The sequence below is a fragment of the Lentzea guizhouensis genome (assembly GCF_001701025.1).
GTDB lineage: Bacteria > Actinomycetota > Actinomycetes > Mycobacteriales > Pseudonocardiaceae > Lentzea > Lentzea guizhouensis.
The window spans coordinates 6,830,686-6,844,370 of the sequence record NZ_CP016793.1 but is presented as its reverse complement, the minus strand read 5'-3'; the positions used below and the strand labels follow the sequence as shown (position 1 = coordinate 6,844,370).

At 70.7% G+C, this 13,685-nt stretch carries 15 protein-coding genes and 2 pseudogenes; 8 read left to right on the top strand and 9 right to left on the bottom strand.

Going from position 1 to position 13,685, the window contains the following annotated elements; all coding sequences use genetic code 11:
• Positions 1-54 precede the first annotated feature (54 nt).
• Together BBK82_RS33130 and BBK82_RS33125 are read left to right on the top strand one after the other, a co-directional pair.
• Positions 55-1,500, top strand: a complete 1,446-nt coding sequence (locus tag BBK82_RS33130; RefSeq protein ID WP_237047701.1) for an FAD-binding oxidoreductase — start codon at positions 55-57, stop codon at positions 1,498-1,500.
• A gap of 9 nt (positions 1,501-1,509) precedes the next feature.
• Positions 1,510-2,279: pseudogene (locus tag BBK82_RS33125) on the top strand (crotonase/enoyl-CoA hydratase family protein).
• Between the two features lie 10 nt (positions 2,280-2,289).
• Here BBK82_RS33125 and BBK82_RS33120 read toward each other — a convergent pair.
• The 3 genes from BBK82_RS33120 to BBK82_RS53005 all read right to left on the bottom strand — a co-directional run bounded on the left by BBK82_RS33120 (position 2,290) and on the right by BBK82_RS53005 (position 4,818).
• The gene (locus BBK82_RS33120) at positions 2,290-3,408 is read right to left on the bottom strand and encodes a fatty acid desaturase family protein (protein WP_065921533.1); all 1,119 of its coding nucleotides are present in this window, start codon (positions 3,406-3,408) and stop codon (positions 2,290-2,292) included.
• Positions 3,409-3,481: 73 nt separating this feature from the next.
• A complete protein-coding gene (locus tag BBK82_RS33115) occupies positions 3,482-4,537 on the bottom strand; it encodes a ferredoxin reductase (protein WP_065918498.1) in 1,056 nt (351 codons plus the stop codon).
• On the bottom strand, positions 4,534-4,818 hold the full coding sequence (locus BBK82_RS53005) for a hypothetical protein (RefSeq protein ID WP_218920406.1): 285 nt from the start codon (positions 4,816-4,818) through the stop codon (positions 4,534-4,536). Before BBK82_RS53005 ends, BBK82_RS33115 begins: the two co-directional genes overlap by 4 nt.
• Between BBK82_RS53005 and BBK82_RS57230 the strand changes: the two are divergent.
• Positions 4,717-5,068, top strand: a pseudogene (locus BBK82_RS57230) (RsbRD N-terminal domain-containing protein); the annotation flags it as partial. The gene BBK82_RS53005 and the pseudogene BBK82_RS57230 overlap by 102 nt on opposite strands.
• A 30-nt stretch (positions 5,069-5,098) precedes the next feature.
• Complete coding sequence (locus tag BBK82_RS33110; RefSeq protein ID WP_472368450.1) at positions 5,099-5,767, top strand: PucR family transcriptional regulator; 669 nt, start codon at positions 5,099-5,101, stop codon at positions 5,765-5,767.
• A 317-nt stretch (positions 5,768-6,084) separates the two neighbouring features.
• Here BBK82_RS33110 and BBK82_RS33105 read toward each other — a convergent pair whose 3' ends face one another.
• The 3 genes from BBK82_RS33105 to BBK82_RS52995 form a co-directional block, all read right to left on the bottom strand.
• Positions 6,085-6,393: a DUF1540 domain-containing protein gene (locus tag BBK82_RS33105; RefSeq protein ID WP_065918497.1), complete on the bottom strand. Its 309-nt coding sequence runs from the start codon at positions 6,391-6,393 to the stop codon at positions 6,085-6,087.
• Positions 6,394-6,538: 145 nt separating this feature from the next.
• On the bottom strand, positions 6,539-7,084 hold the full coding sequence (locus tag BBK82_RS53000) for a hypothetical protein (RefSeq protein ID WP_065918496.1): 546 nt from the start codon (positions 7,082-7,084) through the stop codon (positions 6,539-6,541).
• A gap of 409 nt (positions 7,085-7,493) precedes the next feature.
• Positions 7,494-7,808, bottom strand: a complete 315-nt coding sequence (locus BBK82_RS52995) for an epoxide hydrolase N-terminal domain-containing protein (protein ID WP_218920404.1) — start codon at positions 7,806-7,808, stop codon at positions 7,494-7,496.
• 110 nt (positions 7,809-7,918) lie between these two features.
• Here BBK82_RS52995 and BBK82_RS33090 point away from each other — a divergent pair, with 110 nt between their 5' ends.
• The 4 genes from BBK82_RS33090 (at position 7,919) to BBK82_RS33075 (ending at position 11,559) form a co-directional block, all read left to right on the top strand.
• The gene (locus tag BBK82_RS33090) at positions 7,919-8,506 is read left to right on the top strand and encodes an NADPH-dependent F420 reductase (RefSeq protein ID WP_218920403.1); all 588 of its coding nucleotides are present in this window, start codon (positions 7,919-7,921) and stop codon (positions 8,504-8,506) included.
• Complete coding sequence (locus BBK82_RS33085; RefSeq protein ID WP_065918493.1) at positions 8,503-9,534, top strand: LLM class flavin-dependent oxidoreductase; 1,032 nt, start codon at positions 8,503-8,505, stop codon at positions 9,532-9,534. Before BBK82_RS33090 ends, BBK82_RS33085 begins: the two co-directional genes overlap by 4 nt.
• A gap of 106 nt (positions 9,535-9,640) precedes the next feature.
• On the top strand, positions 9,641-10,978 hold the full coding sequence (locus BBK82_RS33080; RefSeq protein WP_065918492.1) for an SNIPE associated domain-containing protein: 1,338 nt from the start codon (positions 9,641-9,643) through the stop codon (positions 10,976-10,978).
• A 5-nt stretch (positions 10,979-10,983) separates the two neighbouring features.
• Positions 10,984-11,559, top strand: coding sequence for a DUF2510 domain-containing protein (locus BBK82_RS33075; protein WP_065921532.1), 576 nt, complete (start codon positions 10,984-10,986; stop codon positions 11,557-11,559).
• Between the two features lie 34 nt (positions 11,560-11,593).
• Here the strand turns inward: BBK82_RS33075 and BBK82_RS33070 are convergent, their stop codons facing one another.
• The 3 genes from BBK82_RS33070 to BBK82_RS33060 form a co-directional block, all read right to left on the bottom strand.
• Positions 11,594-11,911: a hypothetical protein gene (locus BBK82_RS33070; protein ID WP_065918491.1), complete on the bottom strand. Its 318-nt coding sequence runs from the start codon at positions 11,909-11,911 to the stop codon at positions 11,594-11,596.
• A gap of 222 nt (positions 11,912-12,133) precedes the next feature.
• On the bottom strand, positions 12,134-12,784 hold the full coding sequence (locus BBK82_RS33065) for a response regulator (protein WP_065918490.1): 651 nt from the start codon (positions 12,782-12,784) through the stop codon (positions 12,134-12,136).
• Complete coding sequence (locus tag BBK82_RS33060; RefSeq protein ID WP_218920402.1) at positions 12,781-13,668, bottom strand: sensor histidine kinase; 888 nt, start codon at positions 13,666-13,668, stop codon at positions 12,781-12,783. Before BBK82_RS33060 ends, BBK82_RS33065 begins: the two co-directional genes overlap by 4 nt.
• Positions 13,669-13,685 lie beyond the last annotated feature (17 nt).

Here is a 13,685-nt window from a genome sequence, read left to right as displayed (position 1 = left end):
TGCCGTGTTGATCACTTCGTGCCACGATGACCGCGCCGGGAAGGGTGGTGCGGTGTGGACCGTCGGATGTTCCTCAAGATCGCCGGGATCGCGGGTGCGGGTGCCGCGCTCGCCGCCTGCTCGGGAACCGCTCCCCCGGCGGCGGCACCGCAGGCCCCGCCGTCCGGTCCCCCCGGTCCGTCCGTCCCGAGTGGACCGCCGGACTGGGCCGCGCTGCGCTCCCGGTTGTCCGGCGAGCTGCTGCTGCCGGACCAGGAGGGGTTCACCTACCAGGGCTTCAACCCGGTGTGGAACCAGCGCACCCCCGCCGCGGTCGCCCGGTGCGCGTCGGTCGACGACGTGCGGGCGTGCGTCGAGGTGGCCAGGTCGCGGGTGCCGATCGCGGCACGCGGCGGTGGTCACAGCTATGCGGGTTACTCGACGCCGGAGAACGGCCTGCAGGTCGACCTGCGCCGGCTGGCGACGGTCGAGGTGCTGCCCGGTGACCAGGTTCGGGTGGGAGCGGGCGCCCAGCTCGGTGAGGTGGCGCAGGTGCTCGCCGCGTCCGGCCGCTGCCTGCCCACCGGGACGTGCCCGACCGTCGGCGTCGCCGGTCTCACGCTCGGCGGCGGCATCGGCGTGCTGGCCCGCAAGTACGGCCTGACCTGCGACCACCTGGTCTCGGCGACCGCGGTCACGGCGGACGGCCGGGTGGTCACCGCCTCGGCCGAGCAGGAGCCGGACCTGTTCTGGGCGCTGCGCGGTGGCGGCGGCGGGAACTTCGCCATCGTCACCGAGCTCGTGTTCGCCACCGTGCCCGCGCCGCAGGTCACCGTCTTCTCGTTGCAGTACAACGCCGGTGTCGCGGACGTGCTCGGCGCGTGGCAGGACTGGATCAGGCAGGCGCCGAACGAGCTGTGGTCCAACGTCGTGGTGCGTGGCGGCCCCGAACCGACGTGCCGGGTCGGTGGCTGTTTCGTGGGACCGGTCGGCGGCCTGACGTCGTTGCTGAGCGCCCTGCCCGCACCGGCCTCCCGGTTCGTCCAGCCGCAAAGCTACCCCGAGGCCACGCAGTACTTCGCGGGCACCGGGATCCAGCACGAGTCGTTCGTGGCGTCGTCGCGGATCGTGCGCTCACCGCTCACCGACCCGGCACGAGCCGTGGCACTGATGAACGGCCAGTCCGCCGAGTCCTACCTGATCTTCGACGGCCTCGGCGGCGCGGTGTCCGACGTCGCCGCGAACGCCACCGCGTTCCCGCACCGCGGCGCGCTGGCCTGCGCGCAGATCTACTTCAAGACACCACCCGCCGGCGCCACCGAGACCGCGGTGGCGATGGGCGAGGTGCGCGACAGGCTCGGCGAGCTGGTCGGCGACTCCAGTTACGTCAACTACATCGACCCGCAGCTGCCACGATGGGCGGAGGCGTACTACGGCGACAACCTCGCGCGGTTGCGGGACGTGGCGCGGAAGTACGACCCCGACCGGGTGTTCGCGTTCGCCCAGTCGATCCCGCGCTGAGGAGGGTTCGTGGAGGACGTTCGCGTCGAGGTGTCCGGCACCACCACGGTGATCTGGCTGAACCGCCCGGACCGGCGCAACGCGGTCGACGGCCCGATGGCCGCGCAGCTGCTGGCGGCGTTCGAGGCGTTCGAGGCCGACCCCGGGCAACGCGTGGCGGTGCTGGCGGGTGCGGGTGGCACGTTCTGGCCGGCGCGGACCTGACCTCGGTCGGCGACCCCGCCCGCCGCAACGAGCTCGACCCCGAGGGTGGCGGCGGAGGGCCGATGGGGCCGTCGCGGCTGCGGCTGAGCAAGCCGGTGATCGCCGCCGTCAGCGGGTACGCGGTCGCGGGCGGGCTGGAGCTGGCGCTGCTCGCCGACCTGCGGGTCGTGGAGAGCGACGCGGTGTTCGGCGTGTTCTGCCGGCGGTGGGGCGTGCCGCTGATCGACGGTGGCACGGTCCGGCTGCCCAGGATCATCGGCCTCGGCCGGGCGCTGGACCTGATCCTCACCGGCCGCCCGGTCGCCGCCGACGAGGCACTCGCGATGGGCCTGGCCAACCGGGTCGTCGAACCGGGCAGGGCGGTCGCCGTGGCGCTGGAGCTGGCCGAGCAGATCGCCGGGTTCCCGTTCGAGTGCGTGCTCGCCGACCGCGCGTCGACCTACGCGGGGCTGGACCTGCCGCTGGCGGAGGCGCTGCGGGCGGAAGGCGTGGCCGGGGTGCCGGTCGTGGCACGGGAGGGTGCAACCGGCGCCGCCCGGTTCGCGGGCGGCGCCGGAAGACACGGCACCTTCTAGGACCTGCGTCCTAGGCGGCGACCAGTTCCTTCTCGGTCTTCTTCGGCGTCTGCTTGACCTTCTTGTTCGGCAGCGAGAGCCGGAAGACCTTGTGCCACGCCGAGAACACCTGCTTGGGCAGCGGTCCGGAGACGTAGTCCAGCTCGTACTTCTCGAACAGCGCCTTCACCTTGACCGCCACCTCGGCGTACCGGTTGCTCGGCAGGTCCGGGAACAGGTGGTGCTCGATCTGGTGCGACAGGTTGCCGGTCATGATGTGCATGGCCTTGCTGCCGCTGATGTTCGCCGAGCCCATCATCTGGCGCAGGTACCACTGGCCGCGGGTCTCGCCCTTGATCGAGCGGCGTTCGAAGACCGCCACGCCCTCGGGGAAGTGGCCGCACATGATCACCGAGTGGGACCACAGGTTGCGGACGAGGTTCGCGGTGAACGTGGCCGCGAGCGTGGTGAGGAACGACGGGCCCGACAGCAGCGGGTGGATCACGTAGTCCTTGAGGACCTGCTTGCGGATCTTGCGGCCGACCGCCTTGGCGCGGGCGCGGAACTCGGGGTTGTTGCGGCGGCGCTTGTGCAGGTTCTTGCCGAGCTCGAGGTCGTAGGCGGCGATGCCGTACTCGAAGAAGCAGGCGTTGATGAAGTTCCACAGCGGCTGGCCCAGGTGCATCGGGTGCCACTTCTGGTCCTCGTCGACGCGCATGATGCCGTAGCCGAGGTCGTTGTCCTTGCCGATCACGTTCGTGTAGGTGTGGTGCAGCTGGTTGTGCGAGTGCTTCCACTGCTCGGCCGGCGAGACGTGGTCCCACTCCCAGGTGGTGGAGTGGATCTTCGGGTCGCGCATCCAGTCCCACTGCCCGTGCAGGACGTTGTGACCGATCTCCATGTTCTCCAGGATCTTCGCCACCGACAGGCCGGCGGTGCCGATCAGCCACGCGGGCGGGAAGATCGAGAACAGCAGGATGCCGCGGCTGGTGAGCTCCAGCCTGCGCTGCACCGAGATGACCTTGCGGATGTAGGCCGCGTCCTTCTCACCACGACTGGCGATCACCTCGTCGCGGATGGCGTCGAGCTCGCGGCCGAGCTCCTCGATCTGCTCGTCGGTCAGGTGGGCGGTGGGGTCGATGGCGGTCATGTAGCTCACTTTCCGGGGGTTCAGCGGCGGGGGGAGGGCCGCTTCGCGGGTGGGGAAGGTCTGTGGTGGTGTGTCAGCGTTCGAGTTCGCAGGGGCCCGCCGCGGCGGACACGCAGGTCTGGACGAGCACGCCGTTCTCGGCCTCGGTGATCTCGCCGGTGCGCAGGTCGCGGACGGCGCCCGACTTGAGCGGGGTGACGCAGCCGAAGCAGATGCCCATCCGGCAGCCGGACGGCATCAGCACACCGGCGCCCTCGCCGACGTCCAGCAACGGCGTGGCGCCGTCGGCCTCGACGGTCTTGCCCGTCTTGCCGAACGTGACCTCGCCGCCGTCACCGGCGACGACGACGCTGGGCCGGAACCGTTCGGTGTGCAGGCGCTCGGAGACGCCGTGCCGGGCCCAGTGCTCCTCGGCGGCGTCGAGCAGGCCGGCCGGACCGCAGGCCCAGGTCTCGCGCTCGGCCCAGTCCGGCACCAGGTCCTGCAGGCGCGCGACGTCGAGCATGCCGTCGGTGTCGGTGTGCAGTTCGAGCAGGCGCAACGCCTTGTCGGCGACCAGGTCGTGCAGGTCGTTGCGGAAGATGACGTCCTGCTTGCGCGGCGCGGAGTGGATCATGACCACGTCGGCCAGCCGGGTGTCGCGCAGCATGCCCATCGCGGGCGTGATGCCGCTGCCCGCGGTCAGGAAGAGGACCTTGGCGGGCCGGGTCTTCGGCAGCACGAACTCGCCGGTGGCCTGGTCGAGGTGGATCACCGTGCCCGGTCGCGCCTTGCGGACCAGGTGGTTGCTCACCTTGCCGTCCGGGATGGCCTTCACGGTGATGGTGATGCGGCCGTCGGCCCGGCTCGTGGGCGAGGTGACCGAGTACGCACGCCACAGGCGCACGCCGTCGACGTCGATGCCGACGCGGATGTACTGGCCGGCGACGTGACCGCGCCAGCCTCTGCCGGGCTTGATCACGACGGTCGCGGCGTCACCCGTCTCCGGGTGGATCGCCTCGATGCGACCGCGCAGGTCAGCGCCCGCCCGGAGCGGGCTGACCAGGTCGAGGTAGTCGGACGGCAGCAGCGGCGTCGTGACCAGCTCAAGCAGTTTCCACGCCCTGCTGCGGAGGGCGACACTCGTCATGACTCCAGCTTGATGCGCCACAGGGCGTAAAGTCCTGTCCGCACGACGTGAATTTGCTCGACCAGATTGTTCGCAGGGAACAAATCGTGACTCATGCAATGCGGCGGGCCACCGAGTTGGCCCTCGATGAGACGACGGTCACCGCGCTGCGGGCGGCGTTGAAGACGACCGCCGACGAGGTGGTCCAGGCCATCATCGACGAGGTTCCGAGCTATGCCAACGCCCTGACCGGACGAATGGGCGGCACCATACGCCGAGCCGTTCGCACCGCGCTCGGCCACTACCTCGACCTCGCGGGCGGCGTGACCACCGGCGGTGACGCGGGCGACGCCGCCTACGAGCTCGGCCGCGGCGAGGTCCGCGACGGCCGGTCGATGGACGCCCTGCTCAGCGCCTACCGCGTCGGCGCGCGTGGCGTGGCGCGGCCTGGCCCAGGGCGCGGTGGCCTCCGGCCTGCCCGCCGAGGAGGTGGCGAAGTTCGCCGAGCTGACCTTCGCCTACATCGACGAGCTGTCCGCGGCCTCGGCCGCCGGGCACGCCGACGAGCTGGCTGCGCGTGGGATGGCCCACGAACGCCACCTGGAACAGCTCGCGCGCGACCTGCTGGCCGGGGCGAACGTCGAGGTGCTGCTGGCCTCCGCGCACCGGGCCGGCTGGGCGCCGCCGACGTCGTTGACCGTGGTTCTGCTGCCTGCGGCGCAGGCCCGCCCGGCGTTCCGGTCTCTGGAACCCGGGACGTTGGTGCTGGACGACCTGCCGGATGCGACCGGGGTCTTGTTGGTACCCGATACCGACCGTGCGCACCTGTTGCGGCAGTTGACCGTCCGGGCGGCTGTGGTTGGTCCTACGCGGCCATGGATGCGGGCGTCGGCGTCGTATGCGCGGGCGGTGCGGGCGCGTTCGGTGTCTCCGGACATTCGTGACACCGAGGAGCATCTGGTCGAGTTGGTGCTGACCGCTGATCCGGAGGCGTATGCCGATCTGCGGGCGCGGGTGTTGGCGCCGTTGCGGGCGTTGCCTGGCAGCACGGCGCGGCGGCTGGAGGAGACGTTGCGGGCCTGGTTGCTGCATCACGGGCGGCGGGATGAGGTGGCTACGGCGTTGTTCGTGCATCCGCAGACGGTTCGGTACCGGATGGGACAGCTGCGGGATTTGTACCCGGATTTGGGGAGGCCGCAGAGGGTGTTGGAGTTGACGTTGGCTTTGGGGTTGAAGGGTGTTGAGGGGTGAGGCCCGCCCTTGGGGGCGTGCTGGGCCCGCGCTGGGGCGCGGGCTGTTCCTGGGGCTCCGCCCCAGACCCCGACACTCCCAAAGAAGCCTTGGTCCAGCGCCACTCTCAGGTAGATGGCACGCCTGTTCCGTAGAGCGGCTGCCGGTTGCGTAGGTGCTTGCGTTGCGGTGGCGGCTTCCCCGTCCAGCACCCCAGAGCGCGCTGGACGGGGAAGCCGCCACCGCGGGACCGCTTGAGTGAGCGGGTTGGCTTTTCGGCTCGCCTGCGGCTCGAGCACAAACGGGAGCCTTCGGCTCGATGGAGTGAGGCTGGCTGGCTAGCGGGGCTGGTAGGTGAGGCAGTTGGCCAGGTGGTCGCCCTCGCCCTGGCCGACGCGCACGCTCTGGGCGGTGCACTCCAGCGACGCGTTGTGCACGCAGTCGGTGCGGGTGCAGGCGCCCACCTGGGCCATCACCTTGTCGAGGCCGCCCTTGGTGCTCAGCGGGATGAACGTGCCGCAGTCGGCTGCGCCGTTGTCGCCTCGCACGGTGATCGCGAAGGCGTGGCAGCCGTCGTGGTTGTAGGAGCAGCCGCTCACGGTGCACTCGTGGACGGCGGGCATTGCCGGGTTCTCGAGGGTGGTCATGTCCGCTCCTGTGATCCGTGGTGGGAAATGGTTCGGTGAACCGGACGATGCCACCGGTCGGGAGTGCCCGCAATTCGGAGAGTGATTAGGCTAGCCTTCCCTTTCGATAGTCAACAATGGGTCGTTGCAGGGCGCTGAGCTGCGGTTACCCGGCGTGAGAGCATTCGCTTCCCCTTTCTTCGCTCGGGTTAAACGACCCATCCGTGCGACTGTCGCGAACAGGGCGACGAGACGGTGAAGAGCGGAGGGTGTGCGACTGGCGGAGAGGACGGAAGCCCGCGCGGATCTCTTTCGCCAGCAGTTGCGGCTGTGCCCAGGCTGCGAAGTGGCCGCCGCGCGGGAGCCTGTTGTAGTGGATGAGGTTCGGGTATGCCTGCTCCGCCCAGCTGCGCGGTGCTTGGTAGACCTCCTCGGGGAAGACGCTCACCGCTGCCGGCAGGGTGACGCCCTTGGCGGCGACCACCGAGTACTTGCTCTCCCAGTACAGGCGGGCTGCTGACAGCGCGGAGTTCGCGAGCCAGTGGAGCGAGGCGTTCTCGACGACGTCTTGCCTGGTGAGGCCTTCGTGGTGGCCGTCGAAGACGCGGGTGATCAGGGCGAGGGTGGCGGCGTTGTGGTCGATGAGGAACGAGGCGAGGCCGATCGGTGAGTCCGCGAAGGCCATCAGCGTTTGCGGGCGGGTGCCCATCATGCGCGTAGAACTGGCCTACGCGGTAACGGACCAGCAGGTCCTGCCAGGCCTTCACCTCGTCGCCGGTCAGGCCGGGTGGTTGCGGGGCGACGGCGCGGGCGGCGTTGTCGATGTCCACGGGGACGGCCCCTGGCAGGTTCGCGTGCACGCCGAGGAGGCCTGGGCGCTTGCGCAGGGCCATCAGGTCGACGATCAGGGCGCCCCAGTCGCCGCCTTGGGCGGCGTAGCAGTCGTGGCCCAGTCGGCGCATGAGCTCGATCCACGCCGAGGCGATTCGGTCGGGGCCCCAGCCGGTTGGTCGTGGGCTTGCCGGAGAAGCCGTAGCCGGGCATGGACGGGATGACGACGTGGAAGGCGTCCTCGGGGCGGCCGCCGTGGGCGGCCGGGTCGGTGAGCGGTGCGATGAGCTTCAGGCCCAACAGCGGGCCAACGCGCGCATGGTGTGCAGCGGCGAACCCTGCGAGAGGTCGGTGACGGTCTCCGTCTCGGGCCAGCGGCTGGCGAGGATGCGGCGGTGCGAGTCGACGAGGTCGCGTTCCGGGATGCGGATCCGGAACGGGCGGATGTCGCTGGTCGCGGCGGCTGCGGGTGCCGTTGGGGAGAAGGTCCCGAGGGAGAGCGCCGCGGCTGCGGCTCCGGACAGGAAACCCCGGCGGGACGGCTGGTTGAACACGGTGGTGCCTCCTGGTGCGGCTCGGCGACGACCGCAGGAGTGCTTGCTCACGCTTGGCGACCGTCAGGTGACGGTGGGTGCGTACATCACCCTGCGGAATAAGCGGACCGGAGTTCTGTTTAGGATGGATGACACATCAACCAGGCAGGTCAGGTGGGGGCATGAAGATCGCCGTTCTCGGAGCTGGGCACGTCGGCCCGGTCATCGCCAGGCTCGCGCTCGCCGCGGGTGACGAGGTGGACATCGCCGCGTCCGGTGATCCCGCGCGGATCGAGATGATCATCGACTTCCTCGCGCCGGGAGCGAAGCCGCGCACGGCGGCCGATGCCCTCGCGGACGCCGACCTCGTGGTGCTCGCCATCCCGTGGCACCGCTTCCCGGCGCTCGACCCCGCGTTGTTCGCGGGCAAGGTCGTCGTGGACGCGATGAACCACTGGCCGCCCGCGGAAGCCCCGCTGGGCACCAGTGAGCAGGTGGCCGGACGCCTCGTCGGCGCGCGGGTCGTCAAGACCCTCAACCACGTCGCCTACCAGGACATGGAACCACCGGCCGGTCGCGTGCTCGGCCTCGCCGGCGACGACCCGGCCGCCGTCGAGCTGGTGGCGGAGTTCCTGTCCCGCACCGGTTTCGACCCGGTGCCGGTGGGCGGTCTGGCAGCAGGACGACTGCTCGAACCCGGCAGCCCGGTGTTCGGCGTCGCGGTCAGCAGGTCCGAGTTCTCCGAGTTCCTCGAAGGGAAAGCGCAATGATCACGTTCGGGCTCGACACGTTCGGCGACGTCACGAACGACGCCGAGGGCAAGCCGCTGACGCACGCCGAGACCATCCGCAACCTGGTGGAGCAAGGCGTGCTCGCCGACCGGGTGGGCCTCGACTTCTTCGGCATCGGCGAACACCACACCCCCGACATGCCGCTGTCGGCCGCCGACGTCGTGCTGGCCGCCATCGCCGCCCGCACGTCGGAGATCCACCTGGGCTCCGCGGTCACCGTGCTCAGCTCCGACGACCCGGTGCGCGTCTTCCAGCGGTACTCGACGCTCAACGCCGTCTCCGGCGGCCGCGCCGAGGTCATCCTGGGCCGCGGGTCCAGTGTGGACTCGTTCCCGCTGTTCGGCTACGACCTCGCCGACTACGAGGACCTGTTCGAGGAGAAGACGCACCTGTTCGCCGAGCTGCTCAAGGGCGGCCCGGTGACGTGGCAGGGCAAGACCCGCGCCACACTGCACGAACAGGACGTCGTCCCGCACACCGACCCGTTCCCGACCTGGATCGGCGTCGGCGGCAGCCCGCAGTCGGTCGTGCGCGCGGCCTCCCACGGCTTCTCGCTGATGCTCGCCATCATCGGCGGCCACCCTCGCCGCTTCGCCCCGTTCTCCGAGCTCTACCTGCACGCCCTGGAGAAGTTCGGCCGCACCCCGCTGCCGATCGGCATCCACTCCCCCGGCCACGTCGCCCCCACCGACGAGCAGGCGCAGGAGGAGTTCTGGCCGCACTACCTCGACGTCATCAGCCGCCTGGGCAAGACCCGCGGCTTCGCCACCCCGACCCCGCAGTCCTACGCCCACGAGGTCGGCCCGCACGGCGCGCTGTTCGTCGGCTCGCCGGACACGGTCGCGGAGAAGATGGCGCGCACGATGAAGGAGCTGAAGGCGTCGCGGTTCGACCTGAAGTACGGGATCGGCGGGCTGTCGCACGAGTCGCTGATGCGGACGATCGAGCTGTACGGGACCGAGGTGGTGCCGAAGGTGCGCGAACTGCTCGCCCAGCCCAGCGCTTAGGCCGGATCGGTGAAACGGAGTGCCCGAGTGTGTCGTTCGGTAACGGCCGAAGTCCGCCGCACGACGCACCGGGCACGTCCGCACGCACGGTTTGGGAGGCACTGGGGTGGCTTTGTTCGGCAGCAAGGAGAACGCTGAGGTCGCCGCGCTGCGCGCGCAGCTGGCCTCGGCCGAGGCCACGATCAGCGACCTGCGCGGCTGGGTCGGCCACCTGCGCGGTGCCGAGACTGCGGTGCTGGAGGGCGAGCTGCGGCAGCTGAAGACGGCGGTCGAGCAGGCGAGGAGCGACTACACGAAGCTCGGTGGAGCTCAACGTCAGGTGCGCGCGGAGGTCGACACCTGGCAGGCGCAGCTGGTCGAGACCCGTGATCTGGCTCTGTTGCAGGAAGTCGGGGTCTACGAGTACGCGCACCCGTTGGACGACGCGGTCGCGTACAAGAACGCGCTCGCCGACCTGAAGCAGCGCATCAAGGACGCGGCGAAGGGCAACGCCGTCACGTGCCACGTGGACTGGGCGGTGAACGGGTCGGTCAAGGAGGGTCAGAAGCTCGGCCGGGACATGGCCAAGCTCATGCTGCGCGCTTACAACGCCGAGGCCGACAACGCCGTGCGCTCGGTCAAGCCGTACACCCGCGAGGCGGTGAAAAAGCGGCTCACAACCACGAAGGACACGATCGGCAAGCTCGGTGTCCTCATGCGCATCACCATCTCCCCCGACTACCACCGGCTGCGGCTCGCCGAGATCGACCTGACCGCCGACCACCTGGTGAAGGTCGAGGCCGAACGGGACGCGGCCAAGGCCGAGCGCGAGCGGTTGCGCGAGGAGGCCAAGGTGATGAAGGAGATCGAGCGCGAACGGGCCCGGCTGGCCAAGGAGCGCTCCCACTACCTGGCCGCCGCCGCGAAGCTGGAGGCCAACGGTGACCTGGAAGCGCTGGCACGGGTCAGGGAGCAGCTGGCCGTGGTCGACGACGCCATCGCGGGAGTGGAACAACGCGCCGCGAACGTCCGCGTCGGGCACGTGTACGTGATCTCCAACATCGGCGCCTTCGGTCCGGGCGTCGTGAAGATCGGCATGACCAGGCGGCAGGAGCCGGAGGACCGGGTCAGGGAGCTCGGCGACGCGTCGGTGCCGTTCCGCTTCGACACCCACGCGTTGATCTTCTCCGAGGACGCGGTCGCGCTGGAGACCGCTCTGCACCACCGGCTCAGCCACAAGCGGGTGAACCTGGCCAACCACCGCCGCGAGTTCTTCTACGCGTCCCCGGCCGAGGTCAGGGACCTGCTGGTGGAGCTGAAGGACAGCGCTGTGCTGCAGTACAACGACATCCCGGACGCGCTGGAGTGGCGGCAGTCCGAAGCCGAACGCCAGGGCGGCCCCGCGGTCATGGCCATGGCCGGTGCTGGGACCGATGGCGACCTGTCCGACGACGGCGTGGAGTGACCGGGATGACGCACCCCACCGCCACGCCGGCGCGCCCGGCCGCGTGGCTCACCGATCCGCTCGACGACTCCCTCGTCCGCTACTGGGACGGCTCCCGGTGGACGTTCCACACGGCGGTCCGCCAGGTGACGGCGCCGGTCGTGGAAGAGGTTGCGCCACAACCGGCGCAGCAGCCCGCGCTGCGGCCCGACGTCCAGGTGGCGCTCGACCGGGTGCGCGGCGTGCTCGTCGGGTCGATGAAGGAGGTCAACCTGCTCGCCGGGTACCTCGGCGCGGAGGAACGCGTCCTCGCGCTGACCGGGGCGCAGGGTGAGGGACGGGGCGTGCTGGTGTGCACGAACCAGCGGTTGCTGTTCTTGTTCGTGGGCCTGGTGAACAAGCAGTTCCTGCAGGTGAGCTGGAACCAGGCCAAGGCCGTCGTCTACGACCGCACCGGCAAGATGTTCTGCGTCTACACGACGAAACCCAGCAGGCGCGCGGTCCCGGCGCTGGCGGTGCGCGTCGGCAACCTCGCCGACGCGCAGGTGGTCGCGCACGCCGCGCAGACCGCTTCCGCCGCACCCCGTCTGGACGTCGTCTAGGCCTGCCCGCGCGAGACCAGCCGAGGTGGCTGGTTCACCACCCACCTCGGCTCTTCACGCCACCGCCCGAGCACCTCGCACGGGTACCAAGGCCCGTCAACTCCTCGACCGAGCACCGCAGCTCGTCGCGCACCCGGCTCAGCAGGTCGCCGGGCTCGAACGCGCCCGTGCTGTCGAAGATGAGCTGCTGAACCGAAGAGTTCGGGTTCCGCGACAGACCGACCACCGAGAACGGGGCGCCGTTGATCTTCACGACGAAGTGGCGCAGCAGCTCGCGTTCCCAGACCTCGTTGATGCGCTGCTTGAGCTTCGCGGCCTCGGCGGCGCTGATCGCAACGTACTCCTGCCGCATGTCCTCGCCGCGGTCGATGTCGTGGAGCTTGTCGCAGCGTTCGCGGGCCGGGCCGTCCAGGTCGGCTCACCGCCGACGCGGACGACGGCGAGCGGAAGTCGTTCGCCCGCAACGAGGATGATGGTGCAGCTGACGTTCGCGTCTTCGACTCCGGCGTAGTGGTCGCCAAGGCCCCAGTTCGAACCAAGCACGCGATCGCCCCCCAGCGGACCTTTGGGCAGGCTAGGGCACGCGGGCGGTCACCAGGCCGGATTCGTACGAGATCACAATCGCCTGGGCGCGGTCGCGGGCACCGAGCTTGGCCAGGATGCGGCGGACGTGGGTCTTGACCGTCTGCTCGGACAGGCCCAGCGCGGCCGCGATCTCCACATTGGACAGTCCGCGGGCGAGCCGGCGGAGGACGTCGGTCTCCCGGGCGGTCAACCTCTCCAGCGCGGCCGGCCGGACGAGCGGCGGGGCGTGCCGGGTGAACTCCGCCAGGAGGCGTCTCGTGACGGCGGGTGAGAGCAGGGCGTCGCCGCGCGCGACCACGTGGACGGCCTGGACCAGCTCGGCGGCGGGCGCGTCCTTGAGCAGGTAGCCGTCCGCGCCGGCGCGCAGGGCCTCGTGGACGTACTCGTCGAGGTGGTAGGTGGTCAGCACGATGATCCGGCACGGGTGGTCGCGCAACCTGCGGGTGGCCTCCAGGCCGTCCATCGTGGGCATCCGGACGTCCATCAGCACGACGTCGGGGTGCAGGTGTTCGACCTGCGTCACGGCGTCGGCGCCGTCGGCCGCGGAGCCGACCACCTCGATGCCGGGCTGGGCGCCGAGCAGCGCCACGAAGCTCTCGCGGACCATCGCCTGGTCGTCGACGACGAACACGGTGGTCATGCCGGCACCTCCACGACGACCTGGAAGCCGCCGTCCGGGAGTGGGCCCGCGGTGCTGTGGCCGCCGAGTGCGGCTGCCCGTTCCCCGACGCCGCGCAGGCCGTGGCTCGGTGGTCCGTTGTGGACGGTCAGGCGGACCGACGAACCGGCCTGGCCGAGCGTCACGGTCACGGGCGCGCCGGGGCTGTGCCTGCGGGCGTTCGTCAGCGCCTCCTGCACGATGCGGTGCAAGGCGTGCCGCGTGGTGGCACGCAGCTCCGGCAGCGGGCCGACGACCAGCGCCGCACCGGCCTGGCTGGTCAACGCGCGCAGGTCGGCGAGCCCCGGTGTGTCGTCCTGGCGCAGCACGTCGACCAGTTCACGGGCCTCGGCCAGCGCCTGCCGGGCGGCGGTGCCCAGCTCGGTGAGCTCCTGGCGCACGGCGTCGTCGACCGCCAACCGGTAGGGGGCGCTGTCGGTGCGCACCGCGATGAGGGACAGGTGGTGGCCGAGGACGTCGTGCAGCTCGCGGGCGATCCGGAGGCGTTCCTCGGAGACGACCCGGCGGTCGCGTTCGGTGGTCGCGACCTGGCGCTCGTGGCGCAGTGCGAGACCGGCGGCGACGGTGAACGCCGCCAGGACCACCGGACCCGCCATCACGTCCGCGCCGACGGTCGGAGCGAACACCACCGCTGCGACCAGCGGCAACGCCAGGACGGACAGCGCGACGAACCGGCCTCGGCCGCGGGCGACCGCGAGGGCGGCCACCGGGGCGAACGGGACCAGGTAGGCGTCGAGCGGCCAGCTCGGTGTGGCGCCGGTCGGCGGGTCGTCCAGGCCAGGACCGCGACGGCGAGCGCGGCGGCGGCCAGTGCGAGCCACGCGGCCGGCAACCGGGCCGGGCACAGCGCCACCACGGCCAG